The organism is Amycolatopsis sp. WAC 04169 (assembly GCF_003947535.1).
GTDB classification, from domain to species: Bacteria; Actinomycetota; Actinomycetes; order Mycobacteriales; family Pseudonocardiaceae; genus Amycolatopsis; species Amycolatopsis keratiniphila.
The window spans coordinates 99918-123120 of record NZ_QHJI01000009.1; the positions used below are offsets into that span (position 1 = coordinate 99918).

General features: G+C 70.1%; 25 protein-coding genes. 12 read left to right on the forward strand and 13 right to left on the reverse strand.

What is annotated here, in order from left to right; genetic code table 11:
• Positions 1–41: 41 nt before the first annotated feature.
• Positions 42–707 carry a response regulator transcription factor gene (locus tag DMC61_RS25655; protein WP_037342057.1) on the forward strand — a complete coding sequence of 222 codons (666 nt, stop codon included), beginning with the start codon at positions 42–44 and terminating at the stop codon, positions 705–707.
• Between the two features lie 106 nt (positions 708–813).
• Positions 814–1206 (forward strand): hypothetical protein, encoded by a 393-nt coding sequence (locus DMC61_RS25660; RefSeq protein WP_016336451.1) that lies wholly within the window; start codon positions 814–816, stop codon positions 1204–1206.
• Between the two features lie 61 nt (positions 1207–1267).
• On the opposite strand, the gene DMC61_RS25665 is transcribed toward DMC61_RS25660, so the two are convergent.
• Positions 1268–1969 carry an IclR family transcriptional regulator gene (locus tag DMC61_RS25665; protein WP_007031477.1) on the reverse strand — a complete coding sequence of 234 codons (702 nt, stop codon included), beginning with the start codon at positions 1967–1969 and terminating at the stop codon, positions 1268–1270.
• Between the two features lie 78 nt (positions 1970–2047).
• Between DMC61_RS25665 and leuC the strand changes: the two genes are divergently transcribed.
• The 3 genes from leuC (at position 2048) to DMC61_RS25680 (ending at position 5019) form a co-directional block, all read left to right on the forward strand.
• Positions 2048–3466, forward strand: a complete 1419-nt coding sequence (gene leuC, locus DMC61_RS25670; RefSeq protein WP_125691918.1) for a 3-isopropylmalate dehydratase large subunit — start codon at positions 2048–2050, stop codon at positions 3464–3466.
• A gap of 31 nt (positions 3467–3497) precedes the next feature.
• Positions 3498–4100, forward strand: coding sequence for a 3-isopropylmalate dehydratase small subunit (gene leuD / locus DMC61_RS25675; protein WP_125691920.1), 603 nt, complete (start codon positions 3498–3500; stop codon positions 4098–4100).
• A gap of 253 nt (positions 4101–4353) precedes the next feature.
• Entirely contained in the window at positions 4354–5019 is a 666-nt protein-coding gene (locus tag DMC61_RS25680) for an HU family DNA-binding protein (protein WP_125691922.1), read from the forward strand.
• 420 nt (positions 5020–5439) lie between these two features.
• Here the strand turns inward: DMC61_RS25680 and DMC61_RS25685 are convergent, their stop codons facing one another.
• The 3 genes from DMC61_RS25685 to cofC are packed head-to-tail and all read right to left on the reverse strand — an operon-like array spanning position 5440 to position 9339.
• The gene (locus tag DMC61_RS25685) at positions 5440–6375 is read right to left on the reverse strand and encodes an NUDIX hydrolase (RefSeq protein ID WP_125691924.1); all 936 of its coding nucleotides are present in this window, start codon (positions 6373–6375) and stop codon (positions 5440–5442) included.
• Positions 6372–8675 (reverse strand): RNA degradosome polyphosphate kinase, encoded by a 2304-nt coding sequence (locus DMC61_RS25690; protein WP_199750105.1) that lies wholly within the window; start codon positions 8673–8675, stop codon positions 6372–6374. Before DMC61_RS25690 ends, DMC61_RS25685 begins: the two co-directional genes overlap by 4 nt.
• A gap of 58 nt (positions 8676–8733) precedes the next feature.
• Positions 8734–9339, reverse strand: a complete 606-nt coding sequence (gene cofC, locus DMC61_RS25695; protein WP_370456432.1) for a 2-phospho-L-lactate guanylyltransferase — start codon at positions 9337–9339, stop codon at positions 8734–8736.
• 90 nt (positions 9340–9429) lie between these two features.
• On the opposite strand from cofC, the gene DMC61_RS25700 reads away from it, so the two are divergent.
• The 3 genes from DMC61_RS25700 (at position 9430) to DMC61_RS25710 (ending at position 11925) form a co-directional block, all read left to right on the forward strand.
• On the forward strand, positions 9430–10173 hold the full coding sequence (locus DMC61_RS25700; protein WP_125691928.1) for a 1-acyl-sn-glycerol-3-phosphate acyltransferase: 744 nt from the start codon (positions 9430–9432) through the stop codon (positions 10171–10173).
• Positions 10173–11186 (forward strand): NAD(P)H-dependent glycerol-3-phosphate dehydrogenase, encoded by a 1014-nt coding sequence (locus tag DMC61_RS25705; RefSeq protein WP_016336443.1) that lies wholly within the window; start codon positions 10173–10175, stop codon positions 11184–11186. Before DMC61_RS25700 ends, DMC61_RS25705 begins: the two co-directional genes overlap by 1 nt.
• Before the next feature lie 259 nt (positions 11187–11445).
• On the forward strand, positions 11446–11925 hold the full coding sequence (locus DMC61_RS25710) for a cysteine dioxygenase family protein (protein ID WP_016336442.1): 480 nt from the start codon (positions 11446–11448) through the stop codon (positions 11923–11925).
• A gap of 63 nt (positions 11926–11988) precedes the next feature.
• Here DMC61_RS25710 and DMC61_RS25715 read toward each other — a convergent pair whose 3' ends face one another.
• The 6 genes from DMC61_RS25715 to DMC61_RS25740 form a co-directional block, all read right to left on the reverse strand.
• A complete protein-coding gene (locus tag DMC61_RS25715; RefSeq protein WP_125691930.1) occupies positions 11989–13002 on the reverse strand; it encodes an asparaginase in 1014 nt (337 codons plus the stop codon).
• A gap of 147 nt (positions 13003–13149) precedes the next feature.
• Entirely contained in the window at positions 13150–13974 is an 825-nt protein-coding gene (locus DMC61_RS25720; protein WP_125691932.1) for a bifunctional 2-polyprenyl-6-hydroxyphenol methylase/3-demethylubiquinol 3-O-methyltransferase UbiG, read from the reverse strand.
• The gene (locus tag DMC61_RS25725) at positions 13971–14351 is read right to left on the reverse strand and encodes a VOC family protein (protein WP_125691934.1); all 381 of its coding nucleotides are present in this window, start codon (positions 14349–14351) and stop codon (positions 13971–13973) included. Before DMC61_RS25725 ends, DMC61_RS25720 begins: the two co-directional genes overlap by 4 nt.
• Before the next feature lie 42 nt (positions 14352–14393).
• The gene (locus DMC61_RS25730) at positions 14394–15131 is read right to left on the reverse strand and encodes an FAD:protein FMN transferase (protein WP_063273251.1); all 738 of its coding nucleotides are present in this window, start codon (positions 15129–15131) and stop codon (positions 14394–14396) included.
• Positions 15128–15547 carry an FMN-binding protein gene (locus DMC61_RS25735; protein WP_016336437.1) on the reverse strand — a complete coding sequence of 140 codons (420 nt, stop codon included), beginning with the start codon at positions 15545–15547 and terminating at the stop codon, positions 15128–15130. The genes DMC61_RS25730 and DMC61_RS25735 overlap by 4 nt, the downstream gene beginning before the upstream one ends.
• A 17-nt stretch (positions 15548–15564) precedes the next feature.
• Positions 15565–16902 (reverse strand): ferric reductase-like transmembrane domain-containing protein, encoded by a 1338-nt coding sequence (locus DMC61_RS25740; RefSeq protein ID WP_125692429.1) that lies wholly within the window; start codon positions 16900–16902, stop codon positions 15565–15567.
• 145 nt (positions 16903–17047) lie between these two features.
• Here DMC61_RS25740 and DMC61_RS25745 point away from each other — a divergent pair, with 145 nt between their 5' ends.
• Entirely contained in the window at positions 17048–17743 is a 696-nt protein-coding gene (locus DMC61_RS25745) for a response regulator transcription factor (RefSeq protein WP_038522680.1), read from the forward strand.
• The gene (locus DMC61_RS25750) at positions 17740–19176 is read left to right on the forward strand and encodes a cell wall metabolism sensor histidine kinase WalK (RefSeq protein ID WP_125691936.1); all 1437 of its coding nucleotides are present in this window, start codon (positions 17740–17742) and stop codon (positions 19174–19176) included. Before DMC61_RS25745 ends, DMC61_RS25750 begins: the two co-directional genes overlap by 4 nt.
• Before the next feature lie 79 nt (positions 19177–19255).
• On the opposite strand, the gene DMC61_RS25755 is transcribed toward DMC61_RS25750, so the two are convergent.
• A complete protein-coding gene (locus DMC61_RS25755; RefSeq protein ID WP_016336433.1) occupies positions 19256–19909 on the reverse strand; it encodes a pyridoxamine 5'-phosphate oxidase family protein in 654 nt (217 codons plus the stop codon).
• 81 nt (positions 19910–19990) lie between these two features.
• Here DMC61_RS25755 and DMC61_RS25760 point away from each other — a divergent pair, with 81 nt between their 5' ends.
• Entirely contained in the window at positions 19991–21349 is a 1359-nt protein-coding gene (locus DMC61_RS25760) for a PLP-dependent aminotransferase family protein (protein ID WP_125691937.1), read from the forward strand.
• 33 nt (positions 21350–21382) lie between these two features.
• On the forward strand, positions 21383–22351 hold the full coding sequence (locus DMC61_RS25765) for a zinc-binding dehydrogenase (RefSeq protein WP_125691939.1): 969 nt from the start codon (positions 21383–21385) through the stop codon (positions 22349–22351).
• Between the two features lie 4 nt (positions 22352–22355).
• Here DMC61_RS25765 and DMC61_RS25770 read toward each other — a convergent pair whose 3' ends face one another.
• Both DMC61_RS25770 and DMC61_RS25775 read right to left on the reverse strand, forming a co-directional pair.
• Complete coding sequence (locus DMC61_RS25770) at positions 22356–22898, reverse strand: DUF3515 domain-containing protein (RefSeq protein WP_016336430.1); 543 nt, start codon at positions 22896–22898, stop codon at positions 22356–22358.
• A 19-nt stretch (positions 22899–22917) separates the two neighbouring features.
• Positions 22918–23151, reverse strand: coding sequence for an Lrp/AsnC ligand binding domain-containing protein (locus tag DMC61_RS25775; protein ID WP_005160289.1), 234 nt, complete (start codon positions 23149–23151; stop codon positions 22918–22920).
• Positions 23152–23203: the final 52 nt, after the last annotated feature.

A 23203-nucleotide genomic window follows, 5' to 3' on the forward strand; every position in this document is an offset into this window, starting at 1 on the left:
ATCGCTGACACGGGTTCACCAGTAAGGACTAGAGTTCCGGTGTGCGGGTGCTGGTGACCGAGGACGACGAGAACTTGCGGGTGGCGCTGGAATTCGCGCTGCGCGGCGACGGCTTCGCGGTGGACACCGCCGCCGACCTGCCGGGCGCGGACGAGGCGCTGACGGTGAACGCCTACGACTGCGCGGTGTTCGACCGGATGCTGCCTTCGGGGGACGCGCTGGCCTACGTCCGCAACCGGCGCAGCGCCGGATGGCCGATGCCGGTGCTGTTCCTGACCGCCCGCGACAGCGTCGCCGACCGGATCGACGGTTTACGCGTCGGCGGCGGCGATTACCTGGTCAAGCCGTTCGCGATGCCGGAACTGATCGCGCGGGTGCGCAGCCTGTGCCGCCGCGACATGGCCGGGCAGGCGGTGATCCTGCGCTGCGCCGACGTCGAACTCGACACCGGCAGGCACCAGATCTCGCGGGCGGGCGTGCTGCTCACCGTGACCCGCAAGGAGTATCTCGTCATGGAGCGGCTGATGGCCGCGACCGGGCGGCCGGTCTCGCGGCGGGAACTGATCCGGTACGCGTGGGACGAGATGGCCGATCCGGCGTCCAACGTGCTGGACGTCGTGATCGCGCGGCTGCGGCGGAAGCTCAAGGACCCGCCGCTGATCCACACCGTCCGGGGGTCGGGTTACCGCATGGCGCCGCTTCAGTAGGCCACGGCCGCCCCGGCCCGCCCGAATGAGACCGTCGACACCCCGCGCGCCCCGGATGTGCCATGCTCGACAGCGCACGAGGCGGCGAAACCGAGAGGTGACGAGGGTGTCCATCTGGGCAGGCGTGATCAATTTCGTCCGGGCGCGGTACGAGGTGCTCGAAGAGCGGGACGGCTGGCTCCGGTTCCGCGTCGACACCGGCGACGGCCGCGGCCAGCAGGTGTCCTTGCACCACTTGCCCGACCACGACGGCGCGGAGTGGGTGGAGATCTCGTCCCCGGTCGGCTGGGCCGACAAGATCGACCTGCGGCGCCTGCTCGAACTGGCCGGCGGTGACTCGGTCGGCGGCGCGGCTGTGGTGGACGGGGTCGCGCTGCTCAAGCACACGATCCCGCTGGTCGACCTGAACCTGGTCAACGAGTTCGAGCATCCGCTGAACTCCCTCGTCGCGCGTGCCGACACCCTCGAACACGAGCTCACCAAGGCCGACGAGTTCTGATTCCGCGACGAAAACAATGAAGGCCCCCTGCGCCGCAGGGGGCCTTCACTCGTTTCGAGGGTCAGAGGCGCTCCTGCAGCGCGTCCGCGGCGGCGAGGAGGTCCGCGGCCCAGCGCGCCCCCGGCTTACGCCCTATACGTTCGATGGGCCCGGAAACCGACACCGCGGCGACGACGGTGCCCGTCGAATCCCGTACCGGCGCCGAGACACTCGCCACACCCGGTTCCCGTTCGGCCACGCTCTGGGCCCAGCCGCGACGGCGGACTTCGAGCAGCGTGCGTTCCCCGTACACCGCCTCGGTGAGGATCGTGCGCTGCGTGTGCGGATCCGACCACGCCGCGAGCACCTTCGCGCCGGAGCCCGCGGTCATCGGCAGCCGTGAACCGATCGGCACCGTGTCACGCAGTCCGCTCGGCGGTTCCGCCGTCGAAACGCAGACGCGCTGGACACCGTCGCGGCGGTACAGCTGAACGCTTTCGCCGGTGATGTCGCGCAGTTTCGGCAGCACCGAACTCGCCGCGTCGAGCAGCGGGTCGGTCGAACCGCCCGCCAGTTCCGCGAGTGCGGTACCCGGGCGCCAGCGGCCGTCGGGGCCGCGGCGCAACAGGCGATGCACTTCCAGGCCGACCGCGAGCCGATGCGCCGTCGCGCGCGGCAATCCGGTCCGCGTGCACAGTTCCGCCAGGCCACAAGGATCTTCGGCCACGGCCTGAAGCACGGCCACGGCCTTGTCGAGTACTCCGATACCGCTATGCTGTCCCACAAGCCGATACTATCTTCCCGAAGTTTGAGATGTCCAGATGGTGGGAAGCACCTATTCCATCGCATGTGAGGAGCCGGAATGCCCCGGACACTGGCCGAGAAAGTGTGGGAGTCGCACCTGGTGCGGCGCGGCGAGGGGGCCGAGCCCGACCTGCTCTACATCGATCTCCACCTGCTGCACGAGGTCACCAGCCCGCAGGCGTTCGACGGACTCCGCCTGGCAGGCCGGAAACTGCGCCGCCCCGACCTCACCATCGCCACCGAGGACCACAACGTCCCGACGATCGACATCGAGCTGCCGATCGCGGATCCTGTTTCCCGCACCCAGGTCGACACCCTTCGCGCCAACTGCAAGGAGTTCGGCGTCCGGCTGCACCCGATGGGCGACGCCGAGCAGGGCATCGTGCACGTCATCGGCCCGCAGCTGGGCCTGACCCAGCCCGGGATGACCGTGGTGTGCGGCGACAGTCACACCTCGACGCACGGTGCCTTCGGCGCCATGGCGTTCGGCATCGGCACCTCCGAGGTCGAACACGTGATGGCCACGCAGACCCTGCCGCTCCGTCCATTCAAGACGATGGCGATCACGGTCGACGGGCGACTGCGCCCCGGCGTCACGGCGAAGGACATCATCCTCGCGGTGATCGCGAAGATCGGCACCGGCGGCGGGCAGGGCTACGTCCTCGAGTACCGCGGCGAGGCCATCGAAAAGCTGTCGATGGAAGCCCGCATGACGGTGTGCAACATGTCCATCGAGGCGGGCGCGCGCGCCGGGCTCATCGCGCCGGACGAGACGACGTTCGCGTATCTGAAGGGCCGTCCGCACGCGCCGCAGGGCGCCGATTGGGACGCCGCCGTCGAGAACTGGCGCGAACTCCGCACGGACGACGACGCCGTCTTCGACGCCGAGGTGCGCCTGAACGCCGACGAGCTCACGCCTTTCGTGACCTGGGGCACGAACCCGGGCCAGGGGCTCCCGCTGGGCGCCGAGGTGCCCGACCCGGAGCGCATCGGCGACGAGAACGAGCGCATCGCCGCTGAGAAGGCCCTGTCCTATATGGACCTGAAGCCGGGCACGCCGCTGCGCGAGATCGCGGTGGACACCGTCTTCCTCGGCTCGTGCACGAACGGCCGTATCGAGGATCTGAGGGCCGCCGCGGACGTCCTGCGCGGGCACAAGGTCGCCGATTCGGTCCGGATGCTCGTCGTCCCCGGCTCGATGCGCGTCCGCCAGGCGGCGGAAGCCGAAGGGCTGGACAAGGTCTTCACCGAAGCGGGCGCGGAATGGCGTCAGGCGGGCTGCTCGATGTGCCTCGGCATGAACCCGGACCAGCTCAAGCCGGGCGAGCGCAGCGCGTCGACCTCGAACCGCAACTTCGAAGGCAGGCAGGGCAAGGGTGGCCGGACGCATCTGGTCTCGCCGCTCGTGGCCGCCGCCACGGCCGTGCGGGGAACGCTGTCCAGCCCCGAAGACCTCCAGCCCGCCGTCGCTCGCTGACATCGCTGACATCCGCGAAGGAGTTCCCAACATGGACGCGTTCACCCACCACACCGGCGTCGGGGTCCCGCTGCGCAGGTCCAACGTGGACACTGACCAGATCATCCCGGCGGTCTACCTCAAGCGCGTGAGCCGCACCGGCTTCGAGGACGGGCTCTTCGCCGCCTGGCGGTCCGACGAGTCGTTCATCCTCAACCAAGAGCCCTTCGAGAACGGGTCGGTCCTGGTCGCGGGCCCGGACTTCGGCACCGGTTCTTCCCGCGAGCACGCGGTGTGGGCCTTGATGGACTACGGCTTCCGGGTCGTGATCTCCTCCCGGTTCGCGGACATCTTCCGCGGCAACTCGGGCAAGCAGGGCCTTGTCGCCGCTCAGGTCGAGCAGGCGGACGTCGAACTGCTGTGGAAGCTGCTCGAAAACGAGCCCGGGACGGAGGTCACGGTGGACCTCGAGTCGAAGACGGTACGGGCCAAGGACTTCACCGCGCCCTTCCAGATCGACGACTACACCCGCTGGCGGCTTCTCGAAGGGCTCGACGACATCGCCCTGACACTCCGCCACGCGGATGAGATCGACACTTTCGAGACCCGGCGCCCCTCCTGGAAGCCGGTGACCCTCCCGGCGGCCTCCTCCTAGGGCCCCTCGAAGGGGGCGGATTCCCTTGCTGAGCAGGGAATCCGCACCCCGGACCAGGGTCTTCCACATAGCCCCGAAACCACACCGAACGGCACTCCGAGAGGCCCCGAAGGGGTCCCTCGGGAGGCGGAACAGCCCCCGAGACAAGGGAAATTTCCGCGCGTCGTTTGGAATTTGTGCTGCATTGGTAATACCGTGTGCGCTAAGTCGGCCGACGGGGCCGTGTACAAGTAGTTCTTCTTGGAGGACTGGAATGGCCAACAAGGCCCAGCTGATCGAGGCGCTGTCGGAGCGCCTGGGCGACAAGAAGGTCGCGTCGGAGGCCGTCGATGGCCTTGTCGACATCATCATCCGGACGGTCAACAAGGGCGAGAAGGTGAACATCACCGGCTTCGGTGTGTTCGAGAAGCGCGCCCGCGCCGCCCGCACCGCGCGGAACCCGCGCACCGGTGAGACCGTTCGCGTCAAGAAGACCAACGTGCCCGCGTTCCGCGCCGGCACGACCTTCAAGGACGTCATCAGTGGTTCGAAGAAGCTGCCGAAGGCCACCGCTGTGAAGCGCGCGACCGCCGGCACCGCGACTCGTGCCACCGCCACCCGCGCGACGACGACCCGGACGGCCGCCAGCCGCCCGGCCGCGACGCGTTCCACCACCACGCGGACCCGCGCCGCCGCCACGACGACGCGCGCCGCCGCGAAGCCGGCCGCCAAGGCGACCGCGACCAAGGCCGCGGCCAAGACGACCGCCGCCAAGGCCGCGCCGAAGACCGCCGCCAAGGCCACGACTCGCGCCACCACGGCCAAGAAGGCGACCGCCACCAAGGCCGCCGCGAAGCCGGCCGCCAAGGCGACCGCTGCCAAGGCCCCCGCGAAGAAGGCTCCGGCCAAGCGGACTTCGGCTGCCGCGAAGAAGAAGTAAGCTCTCTCTCCACGAGTGAGCCAACGGCAAGGCCCCGCGCACCGCGCGGGGCCTTGCCGCATTTCCGGGGGCCGTGATCGGCTCTGACGCTCTCGCGCGCCACTCCCCGGGATCTTGTCCCGATAAGGAACCGCGGCCGCCCAGTGGCGAATGTGATGCGATTCTCGTGCCCTCAGGCGAAGTCAGCGGAAAAGAATCCGCTTCGAGCGTCACTCCGATGGACGCGTCGTCCCGCTCACCGGCTCCACAGTGGAGCGATGAGCTCCGGTTCGCGTCGACACCGCCGGAGTAGGCGCGTCACCCACGTGGGGGAGCGGCGCCGTCGGATTTCCTTGAGGGGCCACGTCCGACGCGAGGGTTGCGAAAGCCACTTTCGCGACATCAGACGTCCCGAAAGTGGCCTTCACGCGCGATGAAGCCTCAGGGATGAGCGGGGGCGGGCGTGGGCAAAGGCGACGCGAAATAGTCCGCGGCCACCAACACCGGCCCGTCCTCTTCGGTCGGCGCCCGGAACGACAGCACCCAGAACGAGCCCTTCTTCGACGGCACCACACCGCCGCGCGCCGCGGTCAGGTCGACGGCGTCGCGGTCGGCCAGCGCGCTGACGACGTCCGGGATCACCCCGCCCTGGCTGGAGATCACCGGCGTCCCACCGTCTCCGGCGATGGCCAGCAGCCGCGCGACGCCGAGCACCGGGTCCGGCCAGTAGCCCTCTTCCGACAGCAGCGGCTCGTGCCGGATCTCGACCCCGAGATCCTCGGCGAGCCCGTTCACCGTCTGGACGCACCGAAGCCGCGGCGCCGAAAGCACCCTGCCGGGCGCGTAGTGCCGCAGCAGCGAACGCAAAGCCTCGGCTTGACGCTGGCCCGCGTCCGAAAGCGGCCGCAGATCGTCGTCGCCGTTCCACTCGTCGCGTTTACCCGCTTTGGCGTGCCGCACCAGGATCACCGTGGTGAGTTCGGGCGGCAGCGCGGAGAACTCGCGCAGCACCCGGACGTCGCCCGGCCGCGTCAACAGTTTCTCCGCCGACTCCGTGCCGAGCCAGCGCAGCTCGTCGACCTCCTCGTTCGGCGCGAACGCGCCGGAAACCGCGTGCGCGGAGAAGTAGTCGACGGTCTTCGGCGCTCCCGCCACGGTGTATTCGGTCCGGACCAGATACCGGCCGAGGACCGCTTCGAATCCGGTCTCTTCCGCGATCTCCCGGACCGCCGCGCCCGCGATGGTCTCGCCCGGGTCCAGCTTTCCCTTCGGCAGCGACCAATCGTCGTAGCGCGGCCGGTGGACCAGCGCGACCTCGATCCGGTCTCCCTGACGACGCCAGAGAACGGCTCCCGCCGCCCGAACGACCCCGCTCATCCCGCGGCCCCGTGCCGCTTCGCCAGCTCGACCTGGTGGTCGCGGACGTCGTCGCCGGACGCGGGGAAGGGTGTCCACTCGCCGGTGGAGTTCAGCACCCAGCACCGGGTCGAGGGGTGCAGCGCGGATTCGAAGATGTAGTCCAGCTGCGCCGTGAGTTTCGGATCCTTGACCCGGACCAGCGCCTCGATCCGGCGGTCCAGGTTGCGGTGCATCATGTCCGCGCTGCCGATCCAGCGCGTGCCGCCGGCGAGGAAGGTGAAAATCCGCGAGTGCTCCAGGAAACGGCCGAGGATGGAGCGCACGTGGATGTTCTCGCTCAGCCCCTCCACGCCCGGCTTCAGCGCGCAGATCCCGCGCACGACGATGTCGACCGGGACCCCGGCCTGCGAGGCGTGGTACAGCGCGTCGATCACCTGCTCGTCGACGAGCGAGTTGCACTTGATCCGGATCCCGGCGGTCTGGCCCGCCCTGGCGAGCTCGATCTCCTCGCCGATCGCGCGCACGATGCCGCGCCGGATCCCGTGCGGCGACGTGAGGATGTTGCGGTAGGTGTCCTGGCGGGAGTACCCGGTCAGCACGTTGAACAGATCCGTCAGGTCCGCGCCGATCGTCGGATCGGCGGTCAGGATGCCGAGATCCTCGTACAGGCGCGCGGTCTTCGGATTGTAGTTGCCGGTGCCGATATGGCAGTAGCGGCGGATGGTCGAACCCTCCTGGCGCACCACCATCGACACCTTGCAGTGCGTCTTCAGTCCGACGAGCCCGTAGACCACGTGCACGCCCGCGCGTTCCAGCGTGCGGGCCCAGGTGATGTTGGCCTGTTCGTCGAAGCGCGCCTTGATCTCGACCAGCGCGACGACCTGCTTGCCCGCTTCGGCGGCGTCGATCAGCGCGTCGACGATCGGGGAGTCTCCGGAGGTGCGGTACAGCGTTTGCTTGATCGCCAGCACCTTCGAGTCCGCGGCGGCCTGTTCGATGAACCGCTGGACGCTGGTGGAGAACGAGTCGTACGGGTGGTGCACGAGGACGTCGCCCTCGCGCAGTGTCGCGAACACCGACTTCGGCGTCTCGCGCTCACCGAACGCCGGATGCGTGGCGGGAACGAACGGGCGGTCCTTGAGTTCCTTGCGGTCGACGCCGGACAACTGGTGCAGGCAGGTCAGATCCAGCAGACCCGGGACCTCGACGACGTCGCGCGGGTCGACCTCCAGTTCGCGCAGCAGCAGTTCGAGCATGTGCTCGCTCATGTCCTGCGCCACTTCGAGCCGCACCGGCGGGCCGAACCGCCGCTGCGCCAGTTCACGTTCCAGCGCCTGGAGAAGATCCTCGTCCCGGTCTTCCTCGACCTCGAAGTCCGCGTTGCGGGTGACCCGGAACGCGTGGTGCTCGGTGACCTCCATCCCGGTGAACAGCTCGCCGAGGTGCGCGGCGATCAGTTCCTCCAGCGGCAGGAAGGTCGCGGTGCGGACCTCGCGCGGCTGCTGTTCGATGCGCATCAGGCGCGGCACGTTGCTCGGCACCTTCACGCGCGCGAACCGCTCGGTGCCCGCCTCCGGGTCCCGGACGGTGATCGCGAGGTTGAGCGAAAGACCGGAGATGTAGGGGAACGGGTGCGCGGGATCGACGGCCAGCGGTGTGAGCACCGGGAAGATCTGCTCGCTGAAGTAGTTGGACAGCCGGAGCTGGTCGGCGCCGGTGAGGTCGTTCCAGCCGACGATGTGGATGTCCTCGTCGGCCAGCTGCGGCCGCAGGTGCAGCTCGAAGGCGTTCGTGTGCCGCTCGACCAGGTCCTGGTTGCGTTTGGCGATGTACGCCAGCTGTTCGCGCGGGGTGAGCCCGTCCGCGCTGCGGACCGGGAGGCCGGTCTCGTCGCGGCGTTTCAGCCCGGCGACCCGCACCATGTAGAACTCGTCCAAATTGGACGCGAAGATCGCCAGGAACTTGGCGCGTTCGAGCAGCGGCTGCGACTCGTCCTCGGCCAGCGCGAGCACGCGCGCGTTGAAGTCCTGCCACGACAGCTCACGGTTGAAGTACCGGTCGTCGGGAAGGCTCCCGGCGGCCGTCGGCGCCGCCGTCACCGCGGGCGGGGCGGCGGGCAGCGCGCGGAACTCCTGGGCGGGACGGCTCGCCGAACCACCTCGTGTCGCGCGGACGGCCGTGCGCGGGGTCGAACTGTTCGTCTTCCGCGCACGGACGGGTTTCGCCGTGCCGTTGTCCGGTTCCGGTTTCGCGGCGGAGGTCTTCCGCTTCCTTGCCGAGTTCGGGGTGCCGCCTTCGTTTGTGCTCACGGGCTTCATTGTTCACCACTCGGGGCGATTATGTGCGCCGCGCGCGGGTCGGCAGGGTGAACTCTCGTCACATCACCACGCAGGGTGTTCCCAGCAGCGTTGAAGTGCGTTTTCCGACACCGAGGGTGCGGACGTGAGCGAGATCATCCGCGGTGTCGACGTCGGCGCGGAGCGATTCCGCGGCGATCGTGAGCGGGGTCGCACCGGAGGCGGTGTGCGCCCGCGCGGAACCCGTGCCGAAAAGGGGAGCCAACGCCTGGCCGGCGCCCGCGAGCAAGAGAGTGGTGCCCGTTCCCTGCCGGTCCGCGACGAACGCCCGATGTCCGGCGGCCCCGGCCAGCGCGGCGGTGAGGTCTTCGGTCCGCAGCGCGGGCAGGTCGGCCTGCAGGGCGCCGACGAGACCGGACGGCGTGTCCCGGCGCAGCAGTTCCTCGCCGTGGCGCAGGGCCGCGTTCAATCCGCCGCGCGACGGTTCGGTGACGATTTCGACGCCCAGCTCGGTGAGATCCGCCACCGACGCCGGGTCGGCCGCGACCACCAGCACCCGCCGGACCCCGTCCGCCGAGGTCGCCGCGGACAACGTGTCGTAGGCCAGCGCCAGCACCAGTTCGGCGTGCCGCTCGGGCACCACCGCGCCGCGAAGCCGCGACTTGCCCTCGGCGGGGCGTTTCATCGGCATTATCAGGTCAAAGCCCACACGGTCCACATCTCACTTCTTACCCGACCCTCCCTGGACCGCGCTCGTACGCGCGCGGCAGGATCAGTGGCCTGGGACGACACGTGTGACTTCGAGGAGGACCAATTGGCCCGGCGTGAGAAGGGCGGCATCTGGGTGGGCATCGCCGCCGCACTGTTCTACCCGGCGACGGCCATCGGCAAGCGGGTCTACCGCAACGCCGAGCGGATCCCCCGTGAAGGCGGCGCGCTGCTCCTGCTCAACCACGTGTCCCACATGGACCCGGCGGTGGACGCGGTGTTCGTGCACCGGCAGAAGCGGGTGCCGCGGTTCCTCGGCAAGGAGAGCCTGACCAGGGCGCCGCTCTTCGGCAAGATCTTCGTCGGCGCCGGGCAGATCCCGGTGTCCCGCGGTTCGGCCGCCGCCGGCGACAGTCTCAAGGCCGCCCATCAGGCGCTGGCCGACGGCAAGGTCGTGGTGATCTATCCGGAGGGGACGATCACCAAGGACCCCGACGGCTGGCCCAAGAAGCCGTTCACCGGGGCCGCCCGGCTCGCGCTGGAGACCGACGTGCCGGTGATCCCGATCGCCCGCTGGGGCACGAACCACATCTTCAACGGCTACACGAAGAAGTTCACGCCGTTCCCGCGCAAGAAGATCACGCACCTGGTCGGGAAGCCGATGGACCTCTCGGCCTACAAGGACGGTTCGACCCGCAGCGCGTCCAAGCTGCGCGAGGTCACCGACCTGATGATGACGGAGATCACCGCGCTGCTCGCGGAGATCCGCCAGGAGGAACCGCCCGCGAAGAAGCCGGAGGACGACGCCTGATGGCCGAGGTCCAGCGGGTGACCGTACTCGGCGCCGGATCGTGGGGGACGGCGTTCGCCAAGGTGCTCGGCGACGCGGGGCGCGACGTGACCATGTGGGCCCGGCGGCCCGAGGTCGCGGCCGATATCCGGGAGCGGCATCTCAATTCGTCCTATTTACCCGGTATCGAGCTGCCGGAGAGGATTACCGCGACGGCCGACCCGGCCGAGGCCCTCGACGGCGCGCAGGCCGTGGTGCTCGCGGTGCCGAGCCAGACGTTGCGGACCAATCTCTCGGAGTGGTCCGGTCTGCTGCCCTCCGGCGCGATCCTCGTGAGCCTCGCGAAGGGTGTCGAGCTGGGCACGCTCAAGCGGATGAGCGAGGTCATCGCCGAGATCGCACGGGTCGACGCCGGGCAGATCGTGGTGGTGTCCGGGCCGAACCTGGCGAAGGAGATCGCGCTGGGGCAGCCCGCGGCGGCGGTGCTGGCCTGCACCGACCACGACAACGCCAAGGCGATCCAGCAGGCGAGCTTCAACCAGTACTTCCGGCCCTACACCAACACCGACGTCGTCGGCTGCGAGCTGGGCGGGGCGTGCAAGAACGTCATCGCGCTCAGCTGCGGTATGGCGGCGGGGCTCGGGCTCGGCGCGAACACGGTGGCCACGCTGATCACCCGCGGGCTGGCCGAGATGGCCAGGCTGGGCGCGAAACTGGGCGCCGACCCGCTGACCTTCGCCGGGCTCGCCGGTGTCGGCGACCTGGTGGCGACCTGCTCGTCGCCGTTGTCGCGCAACCGGACGTTCGGCGAGCGGCTCGGCCGGGGCGAGACGCTGGAGCAGGCGCTGGCGGCCACCGGCGGCCAGGTCGCCGAGGGCGTCAAGTCGTGCACGTCGATCCGGGAACTGGCGATGGGCCTCGGTGTCGACATGCCGATCACCGATGCGATGCACCGGGTGTGCCATGAAGGCGTCGACCCGCGGCGTGCGGGGGCCGAGCTGCTCGGGCGGTCGCAGAAGCACGAGTGGTCCTGAGCAAGAGCGCAATATCGCGACAGACCGGGGCGGAGCCGTGTTGCGAGCATGGACGCCAGGTGCAGAACTCACGGTCCACGGTATGAGATCTGTTGACCGACGGGCTCCGCACTGGTTCGCTGGGCGCATGTTCGCACGTGGGATGACTGTGTCGCGGGGCCTCTCGGGTCTTGGTGCGGTCGCGTGCGCGTGTCGCTGTTGTCGGTGAACCCAGCCCCGGCCCAGTTCGACACCTTCTTTCTTCTGCGAGGACACCTCCATGTTCGCCGTCCCGGACAACACGCTCGTCATTCCCGAAAACCCGGCCCTGCGCCACCCGGTGCGCGTGGCGCTCGAATTCGCCGCGGACCGTGACCGCTGGCGGCACCTGCTGCGTTACGACCCCGACGAGCGCTTTTCGGCGCTCGTCGACGCGGACGAACTGCAGGAGATCTGGTTGATGAGCTGGCTGCCCGGCCAGCACACCGACCTGCACGATCACGAATTCGCCGCCGGTGCGTTCACCGTCGTCAGCGGGAAGCTGAGCGAGACCGTCGCCCGGCGCGCGGTCGACGGGCGGGCCGTGACCGAGCTGCACTCGCTGTCGGAAGGGCAGTCCCGCGTCTTCGGCCCCGGCTACGTCCACGAGGTGCGCAACGACGGGCCGGATCCGGCCGTCAGCGTGCACGTCTACCGGCACCGGCCCCGCGCCATGCGGCCTTACCACCTGGACCCCGTCACCGGCCCCATCCGGGACTGACCCCTTTCCGCATTTAGTCCTCTGAATGCGTTCCTTCCGCATTCAGAGGACTAAATGCGGGTGTCAGGCGAGGTCGCCGCGCAGGCGGAATTCGGCCTCGACGCGCTCCCGCGAGGCGCCGGTGGCGAGCAGGGTGTGCAGCAGGAGCCGGGATTTGCGCGGGTCCAGCCAGCCCGCCATCGTCGCGCCCATCGCGATCAGATCCGACTCGGAACCCCGGAAACCGTAGGTGCCGCGGAACGTCGGCCCGGCGCCGGTGCGGCCGGCGACCACGATCGGCACCTCCGCCAGGGCCCGCTCGATCACGTCGGCGGATCCCGCCGAAACGTGCCCGGCGCCGTTGGCGGCGAGCACCACTCCCTTGACCCCGGCCTTGACCAGCGTTTCCAGGAGTTCGCCGGTGTCCTCGACGCCGCTCTCGACGATCGGCACCAGCCCGGAGAAGTCCGCGTTCTCCAGCGGCAACGCCGCCGGACGAGCGGCCGCCGGGTGGAAGTAGTGCACCAAACCCTCGCTGACCAGCGCGAGCGGGCCCGCGGGCGCCGAGGAGAAGGCCTCGACGTGGCTCGAATGCGTCTTCCGGACCCAGCGTCCGGCGTGGACGTCGTCGTTGAACGCGACCAGCGAGCCGCGGCCCCGGCTGCGGGGATCGGCGGCGACGGTCAGCGCGGCGAGGATGTTCCCCGCGCCGTCGGCACTGGGCAGGCTGGGGTTGCGCATCGCGCCGGTGATTACGATCGGCGCCTCGGAAGCCCACGTCAGCTCGAAGAAGTACGCGGTCTCTTCGAGCGTGTCCGTGCCCTGGATCACGACGACGCCTTCAGCACCTTCGTCGACCGCCCTGGCGGCCCAGTCGCGTGTCCTGATCAGGGTCGCGAAGTCCATCGAGGCGCTGGAAATCCCCGCCAGCGTCTCCGCGCGGACGTCCATCTCGAGGTTCTCGCCCAGGTCGCCGAGCAGGTCGGCGGCGGTGAGCCGGGGGAGGGCGTGGTCTTCGCCGTCACCGGGGACCATGGAGATGGTGCCGCCCAGGGCGGCGACGGCGACAAGGGGCCGTTTCTCAGGGGAGACGCTCATACGGGCATTCTCCCAAACCTCGCGAGTGGTAAGGCGAATGTGGCGCGATGCCGGGGCGCGTCGCGAAAGCCACTTTCGCGACGTCTGACGTCCCGAAAGTGGCTTTCGCGACACGGCTGGCCGTCACGGACCTGCGACCCCAACGGCTCACCGCGCCTTGACGGCCTCGATCGTGAAACTCGCCGCCAGCCGCTGCGGGTCCTCGGTCAGCCGCCATTCCTCGGTCGCCTCGTTCAGGGTCATGAACCCCGGCAGCGCGTTCCACGGCACACTGTCGTGCTCCACCAGCCGCGTCAGCGTCAGCCCCGCGTCGAGCAGCGCAGTGACGATCTCGCCCAGCCCGTGGTTCCATTCGTGCGTCCGGTTGTGCTGGAACGAAACGTCGGTGTCCACATAGGTCCCCGGCTCGTCGAACACCAGCGGTTCGGCCTGCTCGAAGTACGGGTACTTCGGCGTGATCTGCGGCTGCGTCTCGTCGAGGGTGCCCAGCATCGGGTGCATGTCGCGGATGAACAGCCGCCCGCCCGGTTTCAGCAGTTTCCCGACGACCTGTCCCCAGCGGGCGATGTCCGGCAGCCAGCAGATCGCGCCGATGCCCGTGTAGACGAGGTCGAATTCCCCGGCGCCCAGCACGTCGGCGGCACTGTACACATCGGACTCGTGGTAGTCGATCTCCGCGCCGGTCTCGGCGGCCAGCCGTCGCGCGATCTCCAGCGCGGGCGCGGAAAAGTCAAGGCCGGTCATCCGTGCGCCGAGACGGGACAGGGAAAGCGTGTCCGTGCCGATATGGCACTGCAGGTGGACCCCGCGCGCCCCGGAGACATCGCCGAGCAGCGGCTGGTCGAAGGTGACCACACCGCTGAGATGCGTCGGGTCCGCGACGAACTTCTGGTAGCCGTAGTCGGCCGAAGCGGCGTGCGCGGGAGCGCGTTCGTCCCAGTTCGCCCGGTTGACCGTCACGTAATCCGTCACGACGTCGCGGCCTTCTCGGCGGAGCTGCGCAGCACGCAGAATTCGTTGCCCTCGGGGTCTCCGAGGACGGCCCACCCGGTGCCGTCGGGATTGCGCCGGTCGTGCAGGAGGGTCGCACCGAGTTTCAGCAGGCGCTCCACCTCCTCGTCGCGCGGGATGTCCGGCGTGAGGCAGAGATGGATCCGGTTCTTCACCGTCTTCGGCTCCGGGACCTGCCCGAAGAACAGCGTGACACCGTTGTCCATCTCGATGATCGACTCGGGGTCGCCGGGCCGATCGTCGTCCGCCATCGGCTTGCCGACGACACCGCTCCAGAAACGGCCCAGTTCGTAGGCGTCGGCGCAGTCGAAGAAGAAGTTCTGTACGACAGAGGTCATGACGCCGCAGTCTGCCCGAGCCCGCGAAACCCGGCCAACGGTTTACGCCAGCCGCAGCCCCGGCGACCGGTGCACCTGCCGGTCCGCGTCGATGATCAGCACCTGGCAGCCCGGCCGCGAAGCGACCCATGCGATCCCTTCGGTCCCCATCGCGAAGGCGGCCGTGGCGAGGGAATCCGCGGTGACGAGGTCGTCGGCGGCGACCGTGACGCTCAGCAGCCCGACGGGCGGGCGGCCGGTCCGGCCGTCGAGGATATGCGCGCCACGTTCGTATTCGGCCGAGGTCGCGACCGCGCCGCCGGACGATTCCACCACGGCGCAGACCGCGTCGGGCCGTTCGGGATGCCGGATGCCGACCCGCCAGGCGCGGCCGGGTTCCGGTTCGCCGGAGGTGATCACGTCGCCGCCCGCGTTGATGCAGAACACGTCCAATCCCTCGGCCAGCAACAGCGACGCCGCCTGCTGCACCGCCCAGCCCTTGACCACCGCGTTCGGATCGAGCCGCCGTCCCGGGAGCCGGGCGGTGAACGCCCCGCCGGACAGCCGTTCGTAGTGGTCGCACAGGGAAAGCACTTCCAGGAGGTCGTCGCTCAGTTCCGAAGGCGAGAGTTCGCCGCGGTCGTAACGGCAGACCTCGCTGTCGGCCTTGAACGGACTGAACCGCGCGTCGACTTCCCGCAGCCAGCCGAAGACGCCGTCGATGGCGTGGTCGACGAGCCCGCCACCCGCCCGGACGTCGACCGAGACCGGCAATCCCATCACCTGTTCGACGCGGTTCATCTGGCGTCCAGCGCCGCCTGCAGCGATTTGACGTACGACTCGCTCGTCGACGTCGCACCGGAGACGGTGTCGATGTCGGCGCTCTGCGCGGTCAGCGTCTCCTCTTGCAGGATCGGGATCGCGTCGACCCCGCGGCCGCTCGTCGGCCGTTGCAGCAGGCGGACTTCGGCGATCTTGTCCTCGGCCGAGATCACCAGCCGCACCTGCACGGTGCCGTACCGGTTGCTCTCCACCGAACCGTCGATGGTGCGCTCGCTGCCTTCCGACGCGCCACCGTCCGCACTCGGCGACGGTGCCGGGGCGGGCGCCGCGACGGCCACGGTCTCCGAGCCGAGCGGACCCGGTTCGTACAGCCACACACCGAGGAAACCGGCGGCCGACAGCGCGACCGTGGCCGCGACGATGGTCTTCTTCATGATCGGGTCTCCCTGGTTCAGGCGGCGAGGCTGAAACGTTCGGCGTGGACCTGGCTGCCCGGCACCCGCAGTTCCCGCAGGCTGCGCAGCGTCGCCGAGGTCATCCCGGGCGGGCCGCAGACGAAGACGTCCCGCTCCGCGATATCCGGCACCAGGCGCCGCAGATTGGGGGCGCCGAGCACCGGACCGGCCTGATCGGACGGTCCACTGAGGACTCGGACGACCGCGCCGCGCGCCCTGGCCAAGCCGATCAGCTCCGGCAGGAGGACGGCGTCGCGTTCGTCGCGGACGCGGTAGAGCACCACGACGTGCCCGGAGATCTCCTCCAGCAGCGCGCGGACCGGGGTGATCCCGACGCCGCCCGCGACCAGCAGCGCGTCCGGCTTCTGTTGGTGCATCGTGGTGAACGCGCCGTACGGGCCTTCGGCGAACACCCGGGTGCCGACCTTGAGCGACCGCAAGGACGCGCTGCCGTCGCCGGCGGCCTTCGCGGTCAGCCGCAGGGTGCGGCCGTCCGGCGCGGCGGAGAGCGAGAACGGATTCGCCTGCCACCAACGATCCCTGGTCATGAAGCGCCACAGGAAGAACTGGCCCGCCCTCGCGGGCATCTTGTCGAGATCCTTGCCGGAGATGTACACCGAGACGACGTCGTGGGATTCGGGCACCACGGCGACGACCTTCAGCCGGTGCCGCAGATTCCGCGCCAGCGGCAGCACCATCCGGCCGGCGACGACCGAGCCGAGCGCGACACCCCACACGGCCCACCAGTAGACCTGGGCCCCCGGCGAAGACGCGAACGATCCGCCCAGCGCGATTTGATGCGTGAACGCCAGCACGACCGCGGCGTAGGTGTAGAGGTGGATGAAATGCCAGGTCTCGTACGCCAGCCGTCGCCGGGCGAACCGGGCGGAGACGGCGCCGACGAGCAGGATCAGCGCGAACGCGACGACCGCGCGCAGGATCCCCTCCAGTTTGGTCACCATCGTGACGAACTCGTCCACCACACCGTTGTCCTCGACCTGCGCGTAGCCGAAGACGATGAACACGAAATGGGCGAGCAGCGTCCACAGCAGGGCGAACCCGGTCCAGCGGTGCCAGCCGGTGAGCCGGTCCATGCCGAGGCGGCGGTCGAGCCACGGCAGCCGGGCGACCAGCAGTAGCTGGAACGCCATCGTCAGCGCCCCGTACAGCCCGGCGAGCCTGCCGATGCTGATGAGCACGTTGTCCGACGGCCCGGCGGCGAAGAACAGCATGGTCACGGCGGCCACGTTGGCCCCGAGGAAGAGGAAGAGCCCGGCGCGCGCGGCGATCCTGGGCCGGATCGCCGGGCGCGGTTTCACGGCGGTCTGCGTCATGGTGGTCACACGTGGCCCCTTCCAGGCTGGTTCAAGTGCCGAGCCTGCTGTGCCAACCTGTGACCTTTCTTGGCGGAAGCTGTCGGCTTGCTGTCGTGTGCGGTCCCGCCTCGCCCTCGCGCGCGCGTTCACGGAGGATGGCCACGTGAACACCGAGAACCCCGTGCGCCTGCTGGTGGTGGACGACGAGCCGCATATCGCCGATCTGGTGGCCACCGTCGCCCGCTACGAGGGCTGGCAGGCCGTGACCGCCGGATCGGGCGAGGCCGCGCTGGCCAAGGCGGCCGAATTCGTGCCCGACATCGTCGTGCTCGACCTGATGCTGCCCGGGATCGACGGGTTCACCGTGCTGGACAAGCTCCGCGAGGCCGGGACGGCGGTGCCCGTGGTCTTCCTCACCGCGAAGGACGCGACCGCGGATCGCGTCGCCGGGCTCACCCGGGGCGGTGACGACTACCTCGTCAAGCCGTTCTCCGTCGAGGAACTGATGGCGCGGCTGCGCGCGGTCCTGCGGCGGAGCACCAACCAGGCGAAGGCCGCGGTGCTGCGGGTCGGCGACCTGACCCTCAACGAGGACACCCGCGAGGTCGCCCGCGACGGCAAACCGGCCGACCTGACCCCGACCGAATACGAACTGCTGCGCTACCTCATGCGGCATTCGCCCTCGGTGATGACGAAGGCGCAGATCCTCGACCACGTCTGGGAGTACGACTTCGGCGGCCGGTCCAATGTGGTCGAACTCGTCATCTCGCACCTGCGCCGCAAACTCGACACGGGCGACGAGCCGCTGATCCACACCGTCCGCGGCGTGGGCTACGTCGTGCGGCAGGCGGCGAGATGAAGATGTTGCGCCGGTGGTACGACGCCTGGCGCCGATCGAGGCTCGGGACCCGGCTGGCGCTCGGGCTCGGCGCGCTGGCGCTGGTCGTGTTCGCCGTGGTCGGCACCGTGATGGTCGGCATCATGAAGGGCTATCTGAACGACCGGCTCGACGAACAGCTCGCCAAGACCCAGATCAGCCAGGTGCCGTCGCTGCGCACCACGCACGGCGGGAAACCTCAGCAGGCCTACGGCTGGTTCTCCGCCGTCTTCGCGGTGCAGAACGGCGACGCGCTGCCGCAGGCGGGCGGTTCCCTGCCGCCGGACACGAAAGCGCTCGAAAAGGTCGCCGAGGACGCGACGCGGACCGAGGTCCTGCGCACCGTCTACATCGAGGACAAGGGCACGTACCGGGTCCGGGCCTGCCCGATCGAACCGGCGCAGAACATCGTGCTGGTCAGCGCCGCGCCGCAGGCGGATCTGGACCGGACGGTCAGCCAGCTGATCATGGTCGAGGTGGTCGCGTTCCTGCTGGCGCTCGCGGTGCTGGTGATCGCGGGGCGGCTGGTGCTGCGGCGCGGGCTGCGGCCGCTGAGCGACATGGCCGGGACGGCGCACGACATCGCGTCGCACGACCTCACCACGAACGCCGACCTCCCGGTGCGCGCGCAGGCGAGTGGCGGCGGCGCCGAGGTCGAGGAACTGCGGACCGCGTTCAACGTCATGCTGGCGCATCTGGATTCCTCGCTGGTCGCGCGCCGGGAGGCGAACGAACGGCTGCGGCGGTTCATCGCCGACGCCTCCCACGAACTGCGCACGCCGCTGACGTCGATCCGGGGCTACGCCGAGCTTTTCCGGTACGCCGCGGCGAACGAGCCCGCCGAACGCGAGGCGCATCTGTCGAAGATCCGGGAAGAGACGCAGCGGATGAGCGTGCTCGTCGACGACCTCCTGCTCCTCGCGCGCCTCGACGCGCCGGAGACCGAGGCGCCGCTGCGGCTGGTCGCCGTCGATGTCGCCGAGCTGATCACCGACGCGGGGGAGGCCTTCGCGGCCGGACGCCCGGAGCATCCGCTGAGCGTCGGCGCGTTACCGGAAGGTGTTGTCCTGCAAGCGGATCCGGTGCGCCTGCGGCAGGTGCTGGACAACCTGCTCGCCAACGCGGCGGTGCACACGCCGCCCGGGACCGCGGTGACGTTGTCGGCCGCGGCGTCGGATTCCGAGGTCGTCGTGCGGGTGAGCGACGCCGGGCCCGGGATCCCGCCGGAGGCGCGGGAACGGATCTTCGACCGGTTCTACCGGGTGGACACCGCTCGCACCCGCGGCAACGGCGGGACCGGGCTCGGGCTCTCGGTGGTGCTCTCGCTGGTTTCGGCGCACGGCGGGACGATCGAGGTGGAGAGCGTGCCGGGGGCGACGACGTTCACCGTGCGGCTGCCGCGCCGCCGCTCGTGACCGGCGCTCCGCGCGCTATGAACGGTCCGTTCCTTGCAAATTTTGCAAGGAACGGACCGTTCATGGCGTTGGCGACCGGCTACCCGACCCGCCGCTTCACGTGATCCGGCACCGTCCACTCACCGACCAGGTCCACCGACGGTTCCGGCTCCCCGAACACAGTCCGCACCGGCAGCACCCCCGCCCACGAGAGATCGGCCGCGACCTCGTCCTCGGGATCATCCGGGCCTTCGCCGCGCATCTTCACCGACGCCTCGGTGAGGTCCAGTTCCAGCACCGAAACGGACGCGAACTCCTTCGCGTTGATGTCCCGCGCGTGTTCCCACGAACCGGGCGCGAGGTGGTCGGTCAGCACGTGGAGGCCGTGCATCTTCCGGTCGCGATCGGTGACCGCGGCCGCCTTCCCCAGGATCACCGCGCTGCGGTAGTTCATCGAGTGGTTGTTGACCGAGCGCGCGTACACGATGCCGTCGAGCAGGGTCACCGTCACGCAGACCTCGACGCCGTCGGAGTCGCGCATACTCCTCGCCCCGGTTGATCCGTGCAGGTAGAGCGTGTTCCCGTCGCGGCCGTAGCCGGTCGGGATGACCAGCGGGACGCCGTCGCGCACGACGCCCAGATGGCAGATCAGGCCTTCGTCGAGCACCGCGTACAGCGCGGAGCGGTCGGTGAGCGCGCGGTTCTTCTTGCGGCCGAGGGTGGTCCGGTCGGTGGGCGAGAGCGGGGTGGACATGCGATCAGTCTCACCCACGCGAGTGGCCTGTAATAATGTCCAATTCTCCTATACTTGAGAAGTCCACTTCAGGAGTACGCCATGTCCGACACCGCCCTGCCGGTCAGTCTCGACCGCGATTCGGTCGTCCCGCTCGCGGTTCAGCTGGCCGACGCGTTGCGCGCGGCCGCGGGCGACGGGCATCTGCGCGGCGGGGACCGGCTGCCCTCGACCAGGGCGCTCGCGAGCCGTCTCGGCGTCAGCCGCACGGTGACGTCGGCCGCGTACGAGCAGCTCCACGCGGAGGGCTGGATCGCGGGCCGTCACGGCTCCGGCACGTACGTCACCACCACGCCGCCCGCGGACAGGCCGTCGAAGGGCCCCGCTCCCGGCGCACCCGCCGCGCCGCCCACGCTGGTCGACCTCACCCCGGGTGTCCCATGGGCCGACGGCGTCGAGAAGGCCGCCTGGCGCCGCGCGTGGCGGGCCGCCGCCGATCCGCGCCCGACCTACCGCGAGGACCGGGCCGGGCTGCTCGCGTACCGGGACGCTGTCTCCGAACATCTGCTGCGGCACCGCGGTCTCGCCGCCGGAACGGTGCTCGCGACCGGCGGCACGACGGCCGCGGTGATCGAACTCGCGGGGGCGATGCTCTCGCGCGGTGACCGCGTCGCGATCGAAGAGCCGGGTTATCAGCGGGCCGTGCAGGCGTTCCGCCGGGCGGGGATGGAGGTCGTGCCCGTCCCGGTCGACGAAGAGGGCCTGCGCCCGGACGCCGTCCCCGCCGACGTGCGCGCGGTGTACTGCTCGCCCGCGCACCAGTATCCGCTCGGTAGCCGGATGAGCGCGTCGCGCCGCGTCGACCTGGTCGAACTCGCCCGCGCCCACGGCATGCTGGTGATCGAGGACGACTACGACGGCGAGCTGCGGTTCGACGTCGCGCCGCTGCCGCTGCTGGCCGCGCTCGCGCCCGACGTCGTCGCGCATCTCGGGACGAGCAGCAAGATCCTCACCCCGGCGCTGGGCGCGGGCTGGATGGTCGCGCCGGCCCCGGTCGCGGCCTCGGTGCTGGAGTACCGCGAGGCGACCGGCACACGGCCGTCGCCCGCGGGGCAGCGGGTGCTCGCCGAACTGGCGCGGCACGGCGATCTCGGCAGGCATCTGCGGAAGCTCCGGCGGGAACTGTCGGAGCGCCGGTCCCTGGTCTCGGCCGCGCTGACGTCGGCGGGGATCCCGGTGCTCGGCGACGACGCGGGCGCGCATCTGGTCGTCCCTTGTGGATCCGCGGACGAGGAGGCGGCGCGGACGGCGGCGGCGGAACGCGCCGGGATCCGGCTCGACGGGCTGGCCCGGCACTTCGCCGGGACGCCGACGGTGTTCGGGAACCTCATCGGTTACGCGGGTTGCTCCCGCGAGGCGCTCCACTCCGCGCTCAAACCGCTGATCGCCGTGCTCGGTTGACCTCGACCAAGCTGGAGGTCATAGCTTGCGGTCATGCGTGAGATCAGAGTGTCCCGGTTCGGCGATCCCAGCGTCCTCGAACAGGTCGAAATGCCCACTCCCCAACCCGGGGCGGGGGAGCTCCGCGTCGCGGTGACGGCTGCCGGGGTCGGCTGGCTCGACGCCCTCATCCGGCGGGGTGACGGCCCCGACGTGTTCGCCGTCGAGCCGCCGTACGTGCCGGGCGGATCGGTGGCGGGCACCGTCGACGCGGTGGGCGCCGGCGTCGACGAGGCATGGCTGGGCAAGGTGGTCCTCACCCACGCTCCGGGCGGCTATGGCGGGGGATACGCGGACACGGTCGTCGCACTGCCGGACGACACCTTCCCGATCCCGGAGCGGCTGGATCCGCGGCACGCGGTGGCCCTGTTCGACGACGGCAGTACCGCGCTGGCGCTGCTGGAGAAGACCCCGGTCGCCGCCGGGGAGCGAATCCTGGTGATGCCGGGGGTGGGTGGGCTCGGCAGCGTGCTGGTGCAGCTCGCCCGCGCGGCGGGCGCGACGGTCGTGGCGGCGGTCCGTGGTGAGGAAAAGGCGGCGATCGCGCGGAAACTGGGCGCCGAGCCGGTGGACTACTCGGCGGCGGACTGGACGGGCGACGTGCTCGCTCTCACCGGCGGCCATCGCCTGGACGTGGTCTTCGACGGCGTCGGAGGTGAACTCGGCGCCGCATCGCTCGCCTTGCTGGCGAACGGCGGCCGGTTCTCCGGCTACGGCATGTCCAGCGGAGCGGAGACGGTGATCGGTGACGCCGACCGCGCCCGGCTGTCCGTTGTGGACATGGCGCAGCTGGTCGGCTTCTGGCCCGACAACCCGCGCCGGGTGCGGGAGATCCTGCGGCGGGCGGCCGAAGGAACGGTGACCCCGGTCATCGGCCGGACGTATCCGCTGGCGGAGGCGTCCGCCGCGCACTCGGACATCGAGGCGCGGCGGTACACCGGGAAGAGCCTGCTCCTGCCCTGAGTGCTCAGAACCGCAGCGGCACCGCGGGGAGGTTGGCGGCGATGACGTCCGAAACCGTCTGGAGCGGCCCCGTCCCCGCGGTGTCCGGCACGGTGAGCGCGGTGTAGACGGGACGGTCCACCACGAACCACGTCGCGGTGCCCTCACCCTCGACCTGCAGCCACTGGACGGTGTTGATCGTCCGCAGCTGCGAGGTCCGGGTCAGCTCCGGCGGCTTGCCGAGACCGCACCGCAGGACCACCGGATCGCCGGTGCCCCAGCCGATCGTCGCCTCGGGGGCCGGATCGGCCAGCGTCCGCCGGACCAGCGTGGTGCCGGACGACGTGAGCTCGTGGGGGAGCGCGCCGATGAGTTTCGCGCATTCGGGTGACCCCGACTGCGGCGCCGGGACCGGGACGAGCGGAAGCGGGCCGTCCGCGGCCGGGGCGTCGGATTCCGCGCCGCGGGTCAGCCCGAAGACGGCCACGCCCGCGACGAGCAGGATCGCCAGGCAGGCGGCCGCGATCAGCAGAGGTTTCGGCGGAGCGCCGGTGTCCGTGTCAGCCACCGGACCACTACACCACCTCTTACAGATGCACCACCGGGCAGGTCAGCGTACGCGTGATGCCCTCCACGTTCTGCACCTTGGCGACCACGAGCTGGCCGAGCTGGTCGACGGTGTCGGCGGCGGCCTTGACGATGACGTCGTACGGGCCGGTGACATCCTCCGAACTGGTGACACCGGAGATGGTGGAGATCTCCGCGGCGACCGCGGCGGCCTTGCCGACCTCGGTCTGGATGAGGATGTATGCGTGGACCACGGCGCGCCCCTTCGTAAAAGTCGGCTCAAGGTAGGAACGTTGTAGCAACGTA